Source organism: Nocardioides sp. Z50_6 (assembly GCF_058215755.1).
In genome coordinates, this window is record NZ_JBZAJB010000009.1 from 22,028 (window position 1) to 37,222 (window position 15,195).

General features: G+C 67.5%; 14 protein-coding genes. 10 read left to right on the plus strand and 4 right to left on the minus strand.

The window, feature by feature from the left end:
* Positions 1–8 precede the first annotated feature (8 nt).
* From AC4BGE_RS16980 to AC4BGE_RS17005, 6 genes are read left to right on the plus strand one after another with little or no spacing between them, the layout of a single operon-like run.
* A complete protein-coding gene (locus AC4BGE_RS16980) occupies positions 9–755 on the plus strand; it encodes an SDR family NAD(P)-dependent oxidoreductase (protein WP_490576039.1) in 747 nt (248 codons plus the stop codon).
* Between the two features lie 25 nt (positions 756–780).
* On the plus strand, positions 781–1,998 hold the full coding sequence (locus AC4BGE_RS16985) for an acetyl-CoA C-acetyltransferase (protein WP_490576040.1): 1,218 nt from the start codon (positions 781–783) through the stop codon (positions 1,996–1,998).
* A 49-nt stretch (positions 1,999–2,047) separates the two neighbouring features.
* On the plus strand, positions 2,048–3,022 hold the full coding sequence (locus AC4BGE_RS16990) for an NAD-dependent epimerase/dehydratase family protein (protein ID WP_490576041.1): 975 nt from the start codon (positions 2,048–2,050) through the stop codon (positions 3,020–3,022).
* Positions 3,019–3,861: an aspartate/glutamate racemase family protein gene (locus AC4BGE_RS16995; RefSeq protein ID WP_490576042.1), complete on the plus strand. Its 843-nt coding sequence runs from the start codon at positions 3,019–3,021 to the stop codon at positions 3,859–3,861. Before AC4BGE_RS16990 ends, AC4BGE_RS16995 begins: the two co-directional genes overlap by 4 nt.
* A gap of 1 nt (position 3,862) precedes the next feature.
* A complete protein-coding gene (locus AC4BGE_RS17000) occupies positions 3,863–4,240 on the plus strand; it encodes a nuclear transport factor 2 family protein (RefSeq protein WP_490576043.1) in 378 nt (125 codons plus the stop codon).
* Positions 4,241–4,264: 24 nt separating this feature from the next.
* A complete protein-coding gene (locus tag AC4BGE_RS17005; RefSeq protein ID WP_490576044.1) occupies positions 4,265–5,086 on the plus strand; it encodes a FadR/GntR family transcriptional regulator in 822 nt (273 codons plus the stop codon).
* An 88-nt stretch (positions 5,087–5,174) separates the two neighbouring features.
* Here the strand turns inward: AC4BGE_RS17005 and AC4BGE_RS17010 are convergent, their stop codons facing one another.
* Genes AC4BGE_RS17010 through AC4BGE_RS17025 form a run of 4 tightly spaced genes read right to left on the minus strand, consistent with a single transcriptional unit; the run spans position 5,175 to position 9,203 of the window.
* Positions 5,175–5,975 carry an enoyl-CoA hydratase/isomerase family protein gene (locus AC4BGE_RS17010; RefSeq protein ID WP_490576045.1) on the minus strand — a complete coding sequence of 267 codons (801 nt, stop codon included), beginning with the start codon at positions 5,973–5,975 and terminating at the stop codon, positions 5,175–5,177.
* Positions 5,972–7,588 carry a class I adenylate-forming enzyme family protein gene (locus AC4BGE_RS17015; protein ID WP_490576046.1) on the minus strand — a complete coding sequence of 539 codons (1,617 nt, stop codon included), beginning with the start codon at positions 7,586–7,588 and terminating at the stop codon, positions 5,972–5,974. Before AC4BGE_RS17015 ends, AC4BGE_RS17010 begins: the two co-directional genes overlap by 4 nt.
* A gap of 31 nt (positions 7,589–7,619) precedes the next feature.
* Positions 7,620–8,393: an SDR family oxidoreductase gene (locus AC4BGE_RS17020; protein WP_490576047.1), complete on the minus strand. Its 774-nt coding sequence runs from the start codon at positions 8,391–8,393 to the stop codon at positions 7,620–7,622.
* A 45-nt stretch (positions 8,394–8,438) separates the two neighbouring features.
* The gene (locus AC4BGE_RS17025; protein ID WP_490576048.1) at positions 8,439–9,203 is read right to left on the minus strand and encodes an SDR family NAD(P)-dependent oxidoreductase; all 765 of its coding nucleotides are present in this window, start codon (positions 9,201–9,203) and stop codon (positions 8,439–8,441) included.
* 327 nt (positions 9,204–9,530) lie between these two features.
* Between AC4BGE_RS17025 and AC4BGE_RS17030 the strand changes: the two genes are divergently transcribed.
* The 4 genes from AC4BGE_RS17030 (at position 9,531) to AC4BGE_RS17045 (ending at position 15,176) form a co-directional block, all read left to right on the plus strand.
* Complete coding sequence (locus tag AC4BGE_RS17030; protein ID WP_490576049.1) at positions 9,531–10,589, plus strand: ABC transporter substrate-binding protein; 1,059 nt, start codon at positions 9,531–9,533, stop codon at positions 10,587–10,589.
* A gap of 79 nt (positions 10,590–10,668) precedes the next feature.
* Positions 10,669–12,381 carry an ABC transporter permease gene (locus AC4BGE_RS17035; RefSeq protein WP_490576050.1) on the plus strand — a complete coding sequence of 571 codons (1,713 nt, stop codon included), beginning with the start codon at positions 10,669–10,671 and terminating at the stop codon, positions 12,379–12,381.
* 32 nt (positions 12,382–12,413) lie between these two features.
* The gene (locus tag AC4BGE_RS17040; protein WP_490576051.1) at positions 12,414–13,598 is read left to right on the plus strand and encodes an ABC transporter ATP-binding protein; all 1,185 of its coding nucleotides are present in this window, start codon (positions 12,414–12,416) and stop codon (positions 13,596–13,598) included.
* Between the two features lie 93 nt (positions 13,599–13,691).
* On the plus strand, positions 13,692–15,176 hold the full coding sequence (locus tag AC4BGE_RS17045) for an aldehyde dehydrogenase (RefSeq protein ID WP_490576052.1): 1,485 nt from the start codon (positions 13,692–13,694) through the stop codon (positions 15,174–15,176).
* Positions 15,177–15,195: the final 19 nt, after the last annotated feature.

The window sequence follows — 15,195 nt, forward strand, 5'->3', positions numbered from 1 at the left end:
TTACCCGTATGCCTGGAACCTCTACCGCAATCGTCACCGGCGCCGGCCGCGGCCTCGGCAGTGCCATCGCCCTCGACCTCGCCCGGCAGGGAGTGGCCGTCGTGCTGGCCGGTCGGACGCAGTCCCAGCTGTCGGCGACGGCGGACGAGATCACGAAGGCCGGCGGCGTCGCCACGGTCGTCCAGACCGACGTGACGGATCTCGGCTCGGTCGAGGCGCTGTTCAAGCGCTGCCTCGACGAGCACGGGCGTCTCGACATCCTCGTGAACAACGCGGGAGTGACCGGTCAGACCAAGCTCCACGACCTCGACGAGGCCGAATGGGACCGGATCTTCGACACCAACGTCAAGGGCATGTTCCTGTGCAGCCGGGCCGCCGCGCGCCACTTCCAGAGCGCCGGCTCCGGGCGAGCCGTCAATGTCGCCTCGGTCTTCGGACTGCTCGGGCGCCCGGGCTTCAGTGCCTACTGCGCCTCCAAGGGGGCCGTCATCAACTTCACCCGCTCCGTCGCCGCGGAGTGGGCGCGGTTCGGGGCCCAGATGAACGCCGTGGCGCCGGGCTACTTCGCCACGGACATCAACGCCGAGCTCCGTGAGAACGAGCAGGCGGTGGCCGGAGTCCTCAAGCGGATCCCCGTCCGAAGGATGGGCCAGCCCGACGAGCTGGCCAACGTCGTCACCTACCTCGCCCTCCACGCCCCCGACTTCCTCACCGGTCAGACGCTCGCCGTCGACGGTGGCGAGTCCAGCGTCTGACCGACCGGATCCCAGGAGCCTAAGCATGCGCGAAGCAGTCATCTGTGAGCCCGTCCGTACACCCGTCGGCCGCTACGGCGGCGTCTTCAGGGATGTCCCGGTCGCCCAGCTGGCCTCGACGGTGGTGCGCGGGCTGGTCCAGCGGACCGGGATCACCTCGGAGAGCATCGACGACGTCATCTTCGGTCAGGGCTACGCCAACGGTGAGGCAGCGGCCCTCGGGCGCATCGCGGCCCTTGACGCCGGCCTCGACGTGCGGGTGCCCGGAATGCAGCTCGACCGCCGGTGCGGTTCCGGCCTGCAGAGCGTGCTCAACGCCTGCATGCAGGTGGTGACCGGCGGATCGGAGCTCGTGCTGGCGGGCGGCGCCGAGAGCATGAGCCAGACCGAGCTCTACCTGCCCGACGCCCGCTGGAACCAGGGCGGGCTCCCGAAGCTGCGGGACCGGTTGGCCGAGCCTCGGCGCAACTCGGGTGGTTCCAGGTTCCCCGTCGCCGGCGGCATGATCGAGACCGCGGAGAACCTGCGCCGCGAGTTCGGCATCGCACGCACGGAGCAGGACGAGTGGGCCGTGCGCTCCCACCAGCGGGCGGTCTCGGCGATCGAGCGTGGCCTCTTCGAAGAGGAGACGATCCCGGTCACGGTGAAGGATCCCAGGACCAAGGAGGAGCGGGAAGTCGTCACCGACGAGCACCCCCGACCTGGGACCACCGTCGAGAGCCTGGGCAGGCTCAAGCCGATCCTGGGCCGATCCGACCCCGACGCGACCGTCACTGCGGGCAACTCCAGCGGTCAGAACGACGCGGCAGCGGTGGCGATCGTGACCACACCGGAGCGGGCGGAGGCGCTGGGACTGCGCCCCTACGCCCGACTCGTGAGCTGGTCTCTGGCGGGCGTGGAGCCCCACCGGATGGGTATCGGCCCGGTGCCGGCTGTGAACCAGGCGCTGGCACGAGCAGGCCTGACGATGCAGGACATGGACCTGATCGAGCTCAACGAGGCGTTCGCTGCCCAGGTCCTGGCCTGCTTCCGGGCGTGGGAGCTCTCCGACGCCGATCTCGAGCGGGTCAACGTCAACGGCTCCGGCATCTCGCTCGGTCATCCCATCGGTGCCACCGGCGGCCGCATCCTGGCCAACCTGCTGCGGGAGCTCGACCGGCGGCAGGCACGTTTCGGCATCGAGACGATGTGCATCGGGGGCGGTCAGGGTCTGGCCGCCATCTTCGAGCGCGTCGGGAGCTGAGCTCCTCATGTCCGCCACAGCGTCCGCGAACCCATCTCAGGAGAGCACCATGACTCAGGACGAGGGAACCACCTCGGCAGCACCCCAGGCACGACGGACGGTCCTCGTGACGGGAGCCGCGGGCTTCCTCGGCTCGCACGTCGTCGAGCTCCTGAGCGCCGAGGGGAAGTTCGACGTGCTGGCCACCGACGTCGTGAGCTCCCAGCGCGGCAAGGAGCTGGGCACGCTTCCCGGTGTCACGTTCGAGGTGGCCGACCTGCGCGACACCCAGGCCGTCGACACGATGGTGCAGCGCTCGAACGCCCTGGTGCACCTCGCCGCGGTGCGCACCAGGGCGGCCGTGAACCGACCCCGTGACGCCTTCGACATCAACGTGGGGGCCGCGTTCGACCTGCTCTCCATGGCGCGCCAGCACAACCTGGACCGCGTGGTGGTCGGCTCGACCCACAGCGTCTACGGAGCCTTCGAGGACCCCGAGGCCACCTTCACCGAGGCCGATGGCGCGGTCCGCCGTGGTCTGAGCATGTACGGCGCCTCCAAGCTGGCCGCAGAGGCGCTCGCGGAGGCCTTCTCGAACGAGGGAGGGTCGCCGTACGTGTCGTTGCGGTTCGGGGTCATCTACGGCCCGCGCGCCAACATCGACTCCACGAGCGGGATCCTGCTCTCGATCCTCGGAGCCCTCGACCGGGGAGAACGCCCGCAGGTGCCATGGACCCGGGAAACGAGGCACTCGCTGGTCTTCGTCGGCGACTGTGCGCGCGCCGTCCTCCGTGCGCTGGACACCGAGGAGGAGCGCATCGCGGTCAACGTCGTCGGGCCCTCCCTGCGGGCCGAGGAGATCTACTCCACCCTGGTGCGGCTCTACGGCAAGGATCCCGAGCTCATCGACTGGCTCGAGGACCGCGCCCGCTACCAGAGAGCCGACACCGAGCGTCTGCGCAGCGTCCTGGGGCTCGAGACGACGACGTCCCTGGAAGACGGGCTCCGAGCAGTCATCGAGTGGCACCAGGAGTCTGTGCGATGACACGGATCCTGTATCTCAGCCTCTCCAACGAGCAGTACTCGCCCAACTACTTCCCCTACCTCCAGGGCTACGTGGACTCCGTCTCGAGCCCCGACACCGAGGTGGTCCTGCGTGGCGCACGGGTGGGTCGCATCGACAGCTTCCGCTTCTGGGAGACGCTCGACACGATCTCGGTCCTCGACTCCATCCTCGAGGCGGAGCAGTCCGGCTTCGACGCGGTTGCGATCGGGAACATCCTCGATCCCGGCATGCGCGACGGCCGCTCGATGGTCGACATCCCGGTGCTGGGCATCGGGGAGACCTCCATGCTCACTGCCTGCATGATGGGCAGCAAGTTCTCGCTGGTCGGAGTCAACCCGTTCTTCGGTGGCCGGTTCGAGGAGAACGTGGCCAGGTACGGCATGAAGGAGCGCCTGGCCGGAGTGGAGTTCATGAACCTCACTCCGCACGAGCTCGACGCCTGCTTCTCCGACCCGGACGCGCGCAAGCGGGCCATCGACCTCTTCGAGCAGGTCGCTCGGGCCACCCTCGACGCCGGCTCGGAGGTCATCATCCCCGCCGGCGGCCGACTCACGGCGTTCCTCAATGCCAACGGCATCCGTCAGGTCGACGGGGCGCCGATCCTGGACGGGACCGCGACCCTGCTTGCCATGACGGAGGCAGCCGTGCGCATCCGGTCGACAGCGGGGGAGTTCGTCAGCAGGCGCCGTCTCTACGCCAAGGCTCCCGGTCCCGTGATCGCCGGCGCGGCCGCGGAGTACGCCGAGAGCTACGACCTCCCCGCACTCGCCCGGCTCGCGGGCGACGCAGACCACACGACGACTCACCGAGAGGGCTAGGATGATGGCCGACAAGCAGATCGTGGAGGAGTACCTCACGGCGATGGGGACAGGCGACGGTGCCGCGGTACGGGCGCTCTTCGTCGAGGACGGCGTCATAGACGACTACCGGGGTGGGCATCGCGTCGGGGCTGCCGCCATCGAGGAGTTCATGAACGCACGACCCCGTCGCTCGATCGACCTGGTCAGCGACGTGGTCCAAGAAGGTCCGCGGCTCATGGTGTTCACGCAGATGGACTATGACGACGGTCGCTCGGTGACTGTCCGGTTCATCTTCACAGTCCGGGACGACCGCATCGAGCACCTGTGCAACTCCTCGGTCGAGTTTGTTCCGGAGGCGTTGCAGGCGCCGCGCCGGCAACTGTTAACCCGATCCTGAAAGCGGTCGCTGACCCTGGTTTCGATGTCTGACATTCGTCATCATGTGTATGACGGCCGGGTATCGGATCACGCATACTGGCTAGTAGACACTCGAGAGGCCACCATGACCACGGATTCCCCCAGCACGAAGTCTGAGACCTTCAAGGCTCAGGCGGTCCTGCGCCCACGCGCGCAGGTGGAGGCCCAGCTGAAGGAAGCCATCTTGTCCGGCCAGTTCGGACAAGGCGACAAGCTCCCCCCCGAGACCGCTTTGGCGGAGCAGTTCGGCGTGAGCCGGCCCACCATCCGCGAGGCGCTGAGCGCCTTGGTCTCGGCCGGACTCATCCGGAAGATCCCCGGCGTGGCCGGGGGCAGCTTCGTCAACAGCGTGACCCCGGACTCACTGAGTCAGCTGCTCCACGAGTCGATGGACACGATCCTGCGTCTGGGAGCTCTGGACGTGCAGGAGCTCACCCAGGTGCGCAAGCTGCTCGAGGTCCCGGCGGCGAAGTGGGCGGCCGGGAACCGCGACGAGCAGCAGCTGGAAAGGCTTCGCGAGATCGTGGCGCAACAGCGCGACACGACGATCGACGACCCGGACATCCCGCTGTACGACCTGCAGTTCCACTCCACGGTGGGGCAGGCGTCGGGCAACCGGTTGCTCGCGTCGTTCATCGACGCGGTCCACGAGACGACTCATCCGGCCCAGTTCCTGTTCGTGACGCCCGAGGTGGGCCGCGAGACGGTCAAGCAGCACATGGCGATCCTGGCCAAGCTGGAGGCCGGTGACGCCGAAGGGGCGGCCGCCGCCATGGAAGAGCACCTCGACTACGTGTCGCGCTTCTCCGACGCGCCGCCCGACTGAGCTCGCCTCGCTCAACTCCAGACACAAAAGACTCCCGGGCCCTCGTCGTGACGGCCCGGGAGTCTTTTGCGTGCAGGGGTGTCCGTGGCTACTTCGCGAACCGCTCCATCACCTGGACCACGCGGTCGCGCACCGCCGGATCCTGGAGCAGGTCCACGTTCGCCTGGAGGCTCTGGCGAAGAGCGTCGTGGAACTCGGTCGTAGCCGATCCTCGCGCGAGGGTCTTGAGCCGCGCGACCGTGGCGTGCGGACCGTGCGCGAGTCGCTCCGCCGTGGCGGTGGCGAGAGTGATCAGGTCCTCCTCGTCGCACACCTCGTCGACGAGTCCGATGTGGAGCGCTCGCTCAGCGTCGATGAGCCTGCCGGAGGCGAGCATGTCGAAGGCCGCGGAGTGCCCGACCGTTCGGGGGAGCAGGTAGGCCCCTCCGGCAACCGGCACCATGCCTAGGTTGACGTAGCTCTCGGCGAAACGAGCCGAGCGGGCGGCAACCCGAGTGTCGCAGGCGAGGCTGAAGTCGAGACCGCCGGCGGTGGCCGCTCCATTGACCGCGGCCACGAGGGGCTTGGGTGCGCCCCAGAGGGCGCGCACGGCCACCTGCACCGCAGGCATCCACACGTCCCCCAGGTAGGCGACGAGACCGTCCGCGCCGTCTGCCTGGTGCACCGCGTACATCTCCTGCACGTCCGCGCCGGCGCAGAAGGTCGATCCGGTGCCGGTCAGCACGACGGAGCGCACCGAGTCGGTGTCTCCGAGCTCCTCGACGGCCCGTCCCATCTCGGTGACGACCTCGGGGGTGACGGAGTTGCCGCGACCCGGACGGTTGAGGCGTACGACGCCCACCGGTCCGGTCACCTCGACCACGACCTCGGTCGCAAGTGTGTCAGTCATCGTTGATCCACCTTCTTCACATGTGCGGGCACGGTGTCGGGGGAGCAGACCCACTCCGACAGGATCTTCTTCATCTGTCCTCGCGCCACCTTCGCCTCGCCCGAGAGCCGGGGGATGGGGTCCGAGGAGATGTACAGGTGGCGGGGGCGCTTGAAGCCAGCCAGGTGCTCGCGCAGCCACGGGGTCAGCTGCGAGGCGTTGGCGCCGACCAACGTGGGCGCGTACACCAGCGCGGCTGGGGTCTCGCCCCACTGTTCGTCGGGCACCCCCACGACGACCGCTTCCAGGACGTCGTCGCGCTGCTCGAGGAGACGCTCGATCTCGATCGGCTGGATGTTGGTGCCGCCGGTGATGATCGTCTCGCTGGCCCTGCCGACGATGGCGATACGCCCGTTCTCGTCGAAGCGACCAAGGTCCGAGGTGCGCCACCAGCCGTCGTCCAGGAGCCGGTCGTGGTACTCGTTCTCGGCACCCAGGAGTCCGGAGGTGACGGTGTTGGACCGGATCACGAGCTCGCCCTCCAGCCCGGGGACGAGCTCGTCGAGCACCTGCCCCTCGTGGAGGAGGGAGAACTCCACTCCCGGGATGGGTGTGCCGATGGAGGACCAGAGAGCGGGGTCCCGCATCTCCTCGCGGGTGACGAGCGTCGTCGACGCGGGCGCCTCGGTCTGACCCCAGCACTGGATCAGGGCGTCCGTGTAGTCGCTGACCGCCTCGATCGCCGGGAGCGCCGCTGGCTCGCCGGCCAGCATCAGGCAGGAGAGTGGCGCATCGCGGAGCAGGGCGACGGAGTCGGAGGCCGCCATCCTGCGGAGCATGGTGGGCACCGCGAACATCCAGTCGATCCCCAGGGTGCTGAGGACGTGCAGCGTCTCGTCCGCGTCGAAGCGCTGCAGCACCACGTTCGTCCCGCCGCGCAGCAGCGTGGGGAACACGCTCCACCCTCCGGCGTACACAAGCGGGGCGACCTGGAGGGTGCGCGGTCGCTGTGCCGCTGAGCTTGTCGACATGATCCAGGTGTTGCCGAGGATCGCGGAGCGTGCGGCTCGCTGAGAGATCGCGATGCCCTTGGGTGTTCCTGTCGAGCCGGAGCTGAAGCGGATGTGGTAGATGTCCTCGGGGCCCACCCGGACTCGCGGGTCCTGGTCGGAGGCGGACGACATGAGCTGTTCGAAGGAGCGCCATCCGGGAACGGCGCCGATCGCCACACGGGCGATGTCATCCTCGCCGGGCAGCACGGACTCCAGGGCGGTGGCCGACTGCGCGTCCGCCACGACCAGCCTGACGTCGGCGAGCTCGAGACTCCGCATGAGCTCGGTCGGCGTGAGGCGGAAGTTGAGCGGCACCTTGGTCAGCCCGGCCTTGAGCAGGGCGAACTCGAGGACGACGTACTCGGGGTGGTTCTGGGCCACGTAGGCGACGCGGTCGCCGGGTCGCAGACCCAGGCCGAGGAAGGCGTTGGCCAGTCGGCTCGACTGAGCGCGCAGGACCTCCATGCTGACCGCGCCGGCCGCGCTCTCGACCGCGATGGACGACGCCGGTCTCCGCTCGACCTGCCGCATGAGCTGGGCGACCGTGTCCACCGCGCCGGCCGCTGACTGCTGTCGCTTCACGTGTTCCTCCAGGAGGTGCGCTTCACGGCGGTCAGCCGAAGGACCGGGGCATGGTGGCCAGGGACAGGCCCCCGTCCACGACGATGGTCTGTCCGTTGACGCCCGCGCTGAGGGGGGAGCAGAAGAAGGCCATCACCTCGGCCACCTCATCCGGGGTGGGGAACTTGCCCGAGGGGGTCTGGCCGAGCCAGTTCTTCTCGTAGTCGTCCCACTTGTCGCCGGCGTAGTACCGGAACGAGTCCGTGTCGATGGGGCCGGGGCAGACGCCGACAGCGGTGAGGCCAGCGGGACCGAGCTCGACGGCCAGGTACTTGACGAGGGTTTCCATCGCTGCCTTGGCGGCGCCGAGGAGCCCGTGCCCGGGGAGGACGCGGAAGCTGTCCCAGCCCGAAACCGCGAGAATACGGCCCCCGCGGTTCATGTGCGGCGTGGAGAGCCGGACCAGCTCGAGGAACCCCTCCACGGTGATCCCCATGGTCTTCGCCACGTGGCGCGGGTGGATCTCGGACAGGGGCTTGAACGCGCTGGCGGCAGCGTTGGCCACGATCACGTCGAGTGAGCCGAACTCCTCCCAGGCGCGCGTCACGAGCGTCGCGACCGCATCGGGGTCGGCGACGTCGGCCTGCACGGCGATCGCCTTGCCGCCGAGTGCCTGGACCTCGGCCACGGTGCCCGCGGCGGCCTCCTCGTCACGGCGGTAGTTGACGACGACGTTGGCGCGCTCGCGTCCCAGCCTGACGGCCAGTCCCTTGCCCATGCCCCGCGAGGCACCGGTGATGAGGACGGTCTTGTTGGAGAGCTCCATGATTTTCATACCTTTTCGTCGAGAAGGGGCGGGACAGTGGCTCGGTCAGGACCCCATGGTCAGGCCGCCGCCCACGGCCAGCGTCTGGCCGGTGATGTAGCTGGCGTCGCCCTGGGCGAGGAAGGCGATGGCAGCCGCGATCTCCTCGGGTTGTCCGAGGCGACGCAGCGGGACGCCGCGGACGATCTTGTCCAGGACTCCCTCGGACTCACCCATCTGTGCGGTGAGCAGGGGCGTCTGCGTGATGCCCGGAGCCACGGCGTTGACCCGGATGCCGTCACGCGCCAGCTCGCGTGCGAGGGACTTCACCAGGCCGATGACGCCGGCCTTGGCTGCGGCATAGACGGTCTCGCCCGACGTCCCCACCTTGCCGGCCTCGGACGAGGTCAGCACGATGCTGCCTCCTCGGCCGCGCATCGCACGACCGGCGGCGGCCGAGAGGTAGATGGCCGAGAGCAGGTTGACGTCGATGACCTTGCGCCAGTAGTCGGGCGTCTCGTCCAGGAACGGGGTGATCGCGGTCCAGCCGACGGTGGAGACCACGATGTCCAGCGGACCGGACGCCTCGGCGGCGTCGTCCATCAGGGCGGTGCAAGCGTCGGGGTCGGTGGCGTCGTACGCGCGGGAGCCGAGGGCGACGAGCCTGGCGTCCTCCTCGGTCAGCGCGCGCACCGCCGAGGGGGAGATGTCGGCGGTCAGCACCTTGTGTCCGTCGTCCGCCAGGCGGATGGCGGTGGCGCGTCCGATGCCGGAGCCGGCGCCGATGACGAGGGCTGTCTGGCGCGAGGCCGAGGAATGGGGAGAGGTCATGGTCACGTCTCACGTCCTTGATCGGGCGGGTCTGTCGGACGCCGACTCTGTCAGACATTTGGATTACTGGCAAGAATAATCCGATGAGTTTCACGCCGTCCTCAGGGGCGCGTGGACGGCGAGACCGATCTGGACCGACCTTGGGCGCCCCGGGCAACCAGACAAATCATTAATCGTAAGACAGTTGACCTGTCAGTCAGATGTCTATAAGTTCCGCTGTGAGGGCGATCACTACCTGTGCCCCAGTCTAAGGAGATGGTTGCGATGACCAGTGCACGAGCCCGAGTGGGGAAGACGCGTGCGAGAGCTGGGTCCTTGGCTGCAGTGATGACGCTGGGCCTCGTGCTCGCCGGTTGCGGCGGCTCTGATTCGGGAGGTGAGGCCGCGGAGATCTCCGAGGCACAGCAGGCCCTCTACGAGCAGGCGGTCGAGGACGGGGGAGAGGTGAGTCTCTTCCTCGGAACCTCAGGCAATGAGGAGACCGACCGCATGGTCGAGCTCTTCAACGACACCTTCCCCGACGTGTCCGTCGAGTACGTGTCCGGCATCGGCGAAGAGGTCGTCGAGCGGCTCCTCCAGGAGAAGCGCGCCGGCCTCGACAACGCCGACGTCCTGCTTCTCCCTGGGATCTCGGCCTACAAGCACATCAATGACGAGGGCTATCTCGCGGAGTTCACGCCTGAGGACCTCGAGCTCTACGAGCAGGATCCCGCGGTCTCGCTCGAAGGCATCTCACACGCCTTCGGGAACCTCTACAACATGGTCTGCTACAACCCGGCGAATGTCTCCGCTGAGGAGCAGGAGCTGCTCGACAGCTACGAGGGGTGGACCGACCCCGTGTGGAAGGGCAGAGCCGCGATCGTCAACCCGGACGGGTTCGGCTACAGGTTCGGCCTCACGCACTGGGCCTACGAGGACCCGGACCTCGGCAAGGACTGGCTCGGGGGCCTCGCGGCCCTGGACCCCACTGTCTACTCCAGCGCCAACATCGCCGCACCTCAGGTGATCGCCGGTGAGTACGACGTCCTGTTCAACGGGCTCTCGGTGCAGGGAGCTCGGGCGCACCGCGAAGGAGCGCCCTTGGAGTGCAAGTCCGGTGAGTACGCCCCCTACTACACGTTCGGTGCGGCACTCGTGAGCGATGCACCCAACGCGGCAGCCGGCAAGCTCTACATCAACTGGTTGTTCTCCGAGGCAGGCCAGCTGGCCATCCAGGACAGCTACGCCTACGCCGCACGACGTGAGGGCCTTGACACCCCCGTGGTGGACGCGGACTGGTGGGACATCCCCGAGGACACCCGCCCCACGGACGAAGCCGTCGTGAACGAGAACCATGACGACCTTTCGGCGACCTTCACGAAGCTCTTCGACGGCGCCACGGAGTGATGGACGTGCTCCGCAACGACGAATCGCGGTCCACGGTCCCGCGACTCCCCGACCCAAGCACCGAAGGACGGTGACGACCATGACTGACACAACTACAGGCTTCGTGGAGCGGGTGAGGAGCCGATCCGACCTGACCGTCGCGCTGCCGATCTACGCCGTGATGGTGGCGCTGGTGGCGTTGCCGTTGGGCTACCTGGTCTATGCCGCGCTGCAGTCGGGATCGCCGGGTTCGCCCACCACGGAGTTCACTCTCCAGAACCTGCGGGACGTGGCGAACAAGCCTGCCTACTGGGAGGCGCTCCGCAACTCTCTGTGGCTCGGTGTTCTCGTGAGCTTCTTCGCTGTCTCACTCGGGGTCACGTTCGCCTGGATCCTGGGCCGCACCGATGTTCCCTTTCGCCGGAGCCTCTCGGTACTCGTGTCCCTGCCGATCTTCCTGTCCCCCTTCGCGGGCGGTATCGCCTGGGTGCTGCTCGGCTCCGAGAAGTCGGGCCTGATCAACGGAGTGCTGAGGAACCTGTTCGGAGACTCCGCGGGATTCCTCAACATCATGACGTTCCCCGGCCTTGTCTTCGTCATGACGCTCTCCTTCGCGCCCCTGGCCTACCTGTTCACCTTGGGTCCGATGCTGAACATGGACGGCAGTCTCGAAGAGGCCTCCCGGGTGGCCGGCGCCTCCGTCTTTCGGACCATGTTCAAGGTCACCCTCCCGGTGGTCGTGCCCGGGATCATGTCTGCGGCCCTCATGGTCTTCGTGCTGGCGGCGGAGATGTTCTCCATCCCGGGCCTGATCGGCACTGCGGCGGGTTACCGGACGTTGCCCTTCTTCATCTACCAGAACACGACGTCGTCGCCGGCGAACTGGGGAGGCGCCGCCACAGCGGGGCTCGCGCTGCTGCTCATCATGATGCTCGGGATGATCCTGCAGTCCCGCGCGACCAAGGCCAGCGCCCGCTTCGTCACGATCAGCGGCAAGGGCGCTCGACCGGTCACACTGAAGCTCGGACGTTGGCGCTGGGTCGCCTTCCTCATTCCTGCCATCTACGTCCTGCTGGGCGTGATCCTGCCGGCCGCAGCACTGCTGCTCACCACCTTCATGCGCTACTTCACACCCGAAGTGACCATGGACCTGCTCACGCTGGACAACTGGACGCGGGCACTCGACTCGTCGCAGTTCAAGACTGCCGTGCGCAACACCGTGCTCGTCGGATCACTGACCCCGACCGTCGCGGTCGCCATCGCCTTCGCCATGGCGTTCGTCCGGAACCGGACAAGGGCTCCCTTCCGGGAGACCGTCGAGACGGTGGGGATGCTGCCCATCGCGATCCCGGGGATCGTGTTCGGCGTGGGGGTCCTGTGGGCATATGTCGGCACCCCGGTGTACGGGACGATCTGGCTCTTGATGATCGCCTACTGTGCGAGGTTCCTGCCTCACGCTCTTCGAGTGATCTCCTCGGGCATGATGCAGATCGACCGTGGGCTCGAGGAAGCGGCCCGGGTGGCGGGCGCGGGAGTCCCGCGGACCATCGCCACCATCACCCTTCCGCTGCTCAAGCCGGCTGCCCTGTCGAGCTGGCTGCTGCTGCTCATCTACGCCACCCGCGAGCTCAACGTCGCGATCATGGTCTACACGAGCAAGTCGGTCGTCCTCCCGGTCCTCATGTGGAGCGAGATGAACGGCGGCTCGTACCAGAAGGCCGCGATCCTCGCCATCGTCGAGTCGAGCATCATCCTCGGCGTCGTCGTCATCGCCGCGCTCGTCCTTCGAGTCAACCTGTTCCAGCGCAAGTAGTCCCGCGAAAGAGACCTGAGAAGGGTGAATTGATGTCGTACATCCAGATCGAGAACGTCAAGAAGGAGTACGGGGACTTCCTGGCGCTGAGGGGGATATCCCTGGACGTGGCTGAAGGTGAGTTCGTCTCACTGCTCGGTCCCAGTGGTTGTGGGAAGACCAGTCTGCTGCGGTCCATCGCGGGCCTGGAGGACATTCAGGGCGGCACCATCTCGGTGAACGGGAAGGTGCTGTCGAAGGACAAGTACACGATGCCCCCGGAGCGGCGGCATGTGGGGTTGATCTTCCAGTCCTATGCCTTGTGGCCCCACATGACGGTGTTCAAGAACATCGCGTACGGGCTGAAGCTGAACGGCTGGAACAAGCAGGACATCGCCAAGCGGGTCACCGAGGTCCTGGACGTGGTCGGGCTGGAAGGTCTCGAGGGGCGGTTGCCGTCGCAGCTCAGTGGCGGTCAGATGCAGCGTGTGGCGGTGGCCCGGAGCATCGCGGCTGCGCCGGCGGTGCTGCTCTTCGACGAGCCTCTGAGCAACCTGGATGCGAAGCTTCGCGAGACGATGAGGTTCGAGCTCCGTCGGATCCAGAAGAGTGTCGGCACGACCGCGGTGTACGTGACCCATGACCAGGCCGAGGCGATGGTGATCTCGGATCGCATCGTCCTGATGAACCACGGAGAGATCGTCCAGCAGGGCACGGCCAAGGAGCTGTACGAGACGCCGGAGACGGTGTTCGCGGCGAAGTTCCTCGGCTTCAGCAATCTGCTGCCGGCGCGCATCGAATCGGTCGATGCCGGAGACGGCCTCGGTTCCTTCGAGCTGGTGGGGGCGCGACAGCCACCCGTGGTGGGGCGGATCCGTCCTGGCATGAGGCCCGGTGACCGGGTGATGCTCTCGGTGCGGCCGGAGTCGATCCGGGTCCTGCCGCGGGGGACGGCGACCGGTACGGGCCCGGGGTCCGGGGCACTGCCGGCGTCGGTGGTGGACGTGGTCTACACCGGGAACCTGTGCGACGTGTTCCTGGACCTGGACGGGACCCCGATCCGAGCCCAGGTGATGCCCTCGGAGTTCGATCGGATGCAGATCGGGGGCGGAGTCGAGATCGTCTTCGATGCCGCCGATGTCTGGCCGGTTCGCGATGAGGTCGACGAGGAGTGCCTTGAGGAGACCGCATCCGCAGACGACTCGGCCCCGGCAGTAGCGCTCGCCGAGGTGGATTGAGCCGTCCTGGCGCGACGCCACCCGGATGGCCCAGGCGACGAGCCATCCCTCCATGTCATGTTCAGCAACCATCTTTCGAACAGAGGAATCCACATGTCAGTCGAGTCGTACTCGATGATGATCGGCGGGGAGTGGCGGGCGAGCTCGGATGCTGCCACGTTCTCCTCGAGCAACCCGTTCAACGGCGAGGTCTGGGCGGAGGTGCCCTCGGCCACGGTCGAGGACGTGGACGCCGCCGTCCTGGCCGCGCGGGTCGCCTTCGAGGACGGGCCCTGGTCCCGTTCGACACCTGCTCAACGGGCAAGCCTCTTGCGAGCGCTCGGCGACCTGATCAGTGACAACGCCGAAGAGCTCGCCATGGTCCAGGTCCGAGAGAACGGCAAGCTCATGCGTGAGCTGAGCTCTCAGGCAAAGGCACTGGCGAGCCAGTGCTACTACTTCGCCGGCATCGCGGAATCCCCGACGGGCGTCACGCTGGCCACGAGCGTTCCTCACATGCAGGCGTTCACGGTGCGCGAGCCCGTCGGCGTCGTCGCCGCGATCACGCCGTGGAACAGTCCGCTCGCCCTCCTCATGTCCAAGCTGTGCCCGGCGCTGGCCGCGGGCTGCACCGTGGTGATCAAGCCCTCGGAGGTCACTCCGGTCTCGACGCTCGTGCTGGCGCGCCTCATCCAGGCGGCCGGATTCCCCGACGGGGTGGTCAACGTCGTCACCGGCGCCGGTGACATCGGTGCGGCGCTCGTCGCACACCGCGGGGTGGACAAGATCTCCTTCACCGGATCCAGCGCGACGGGCAAGCAGATCGCGGCCAAGGCTGCCGAGCGCATGGCGCGCGTGACGATGGAGCTCGGCGGCAAGTCGCCGAACATCATCTTCCCCGATGCGGATCTGCCGAACGCGGTCAACGGGGTGCTCGCGGGTGTCTTCGCGGCGACGGGGCAGACCTGCTTGGCAGGATCCCGGGTCCTGGTCCACACCGATGTCTACGACGAGGTCAGCGAAGCCCTCGTCGAGCGCACCAGCGAGATCAAGCTGGGCGACCCGATGGACCCCACCACCGAGATGGGGACCGTTGCCTTCCAGGGCCAGTACGACAAGGTGCTCGACTACATCGGGATCGCCCAGGCCGAGGGTGCCCATCTGGCTCACGGGGGCAAGCACCCGGACGCGCCTGCCCTCGCGAAGGGCCTGTTCATCGAGCCCACGGTGTTCACCGACGTCACCAACGACATGCGCATCGCCCGTGAAGAGGTGTTCGGGCCGGTCGTGGTGCTCATCCGTTTCGAGGACGAGGACGACGCGGTGAGGATCGCGAACGACACCGACTACGGCCTCGCTGCGGGCGTGTGGACCCGGGATGTCGGCCTTGCTCACCGGATGATCCGTCGACTTCGGGCCGGGACCGTGTGGATCAACAACTACCGCAAGCTCAACTATGTCGCTCCGTTCGGAGGCTTCAAGGAGAGCGGCGTGGGGCGCGAGAACGGTGCTGACGCCATCCAGCACTACACGGAGGTCAAGACCGCGTGGGTGGACACCGGCAGCGTCATCAAGGACCCGTTCAATCCACGGGCCTGACGCACGGCCCCTCCGACGG

Excerpts from the sequence above, each read along its gene's own strand:
- AC4BGE_RS17005 (WP_490576044.1), top strand. The coding sequence starts at position 4,265 with ATGTCTGACATTCGTCATCATGTGTATGACGGCCGGGTATCGGATCAC.
- AC4BGE_RS17030 (WP_490576049.1), top strand. The coding sequence starts at position 9,531 with ATGACGCTGGGCCTCGTGCTCGCCGGTTGCGGCGGCTCTGATTCGGGA.
- AC4BGE_RS16990 (WP_490576041.1), top strand. The coding sequence starts at position 2,048 with ATGACTCAGGACGAGGGAACCACCTCGGCAGCACCCCAGGCACGACGG.
- AC4BGE_RS16985 (WP_490576040.1), top strand. The coding sequence starts at position 781 with ATGCGCGAAGCAGTCATCTGTGAGCCCGTCCGTACACCCGTCGGCCGC.
- AC4BGE_RS17045 (WP_490576052.1), top strand. The coding sequence starts at position 13,692 with ATGTCAGTCGAGTCGTACTCGATGATGATCGGCGGGGAGTGGCGGGCG.
- AC4BGE_RS17040 (WP_490576051.1), top strand. The coding sequence starts at position 12,414 with ATGTCGTACATCCAGATCGAGAACGTCAAGAAGGAGTACGGGGACTTC.
- AC4BGE_RS17020 (WP_490576047.1), bottom strand. The coding sequence starts at position 8,393 with ATGGAGCTCTCCAACAAGACCGTCCTCATCACCGGTGCCTCGCGGGGC.
- AC4BGE_RS17025 (WP_490576048.1), bottom strand. The coding sequence starts at position 9,203 with ATGACCTCTCCCCATTCCTCGGCCTCGCGCCAGACAGCCCTCGTCATC.
- AC4BGE_RS16995 (WP_490576042.1), top strand. The coding sequence starts at position 3,019 with ATGACACGGATCCTGTATCTCAGCCTCTCCAACGAGCAGTACTCGCCC.
- AC4BGE_RS17035 (WP_490576050.1), top strand. The coding sequence starts at position 10,669 with ATGACTGACACAACTACAGGCTTCGTGGAGCGGGTGAGGAGCCGATCC.
- AC4BGE_RS17010 (WP_490576045.1), bottom strand. The coding sequence starts at position 5,975 with ATGACTGACACACTTGCGACCGAGGTCGTGGTCGAGGTGACCGGACCG.
- AC4BGE_RS16980 (WP_490576039.1), top strand. The coding sequence starts at position 9 with ATGCCTGGAACCTCTACCGCAATCGTCACCGGCGCCGGCCGCGGCCTC.
- AC4BGE_RS17000 (WP_490576043.1), top strand. The coding sequence starts at position 3,863 with ATGATGGCCGACAAGCAGATCGTGGAGGAGTACCTCACGGCGATGGGG.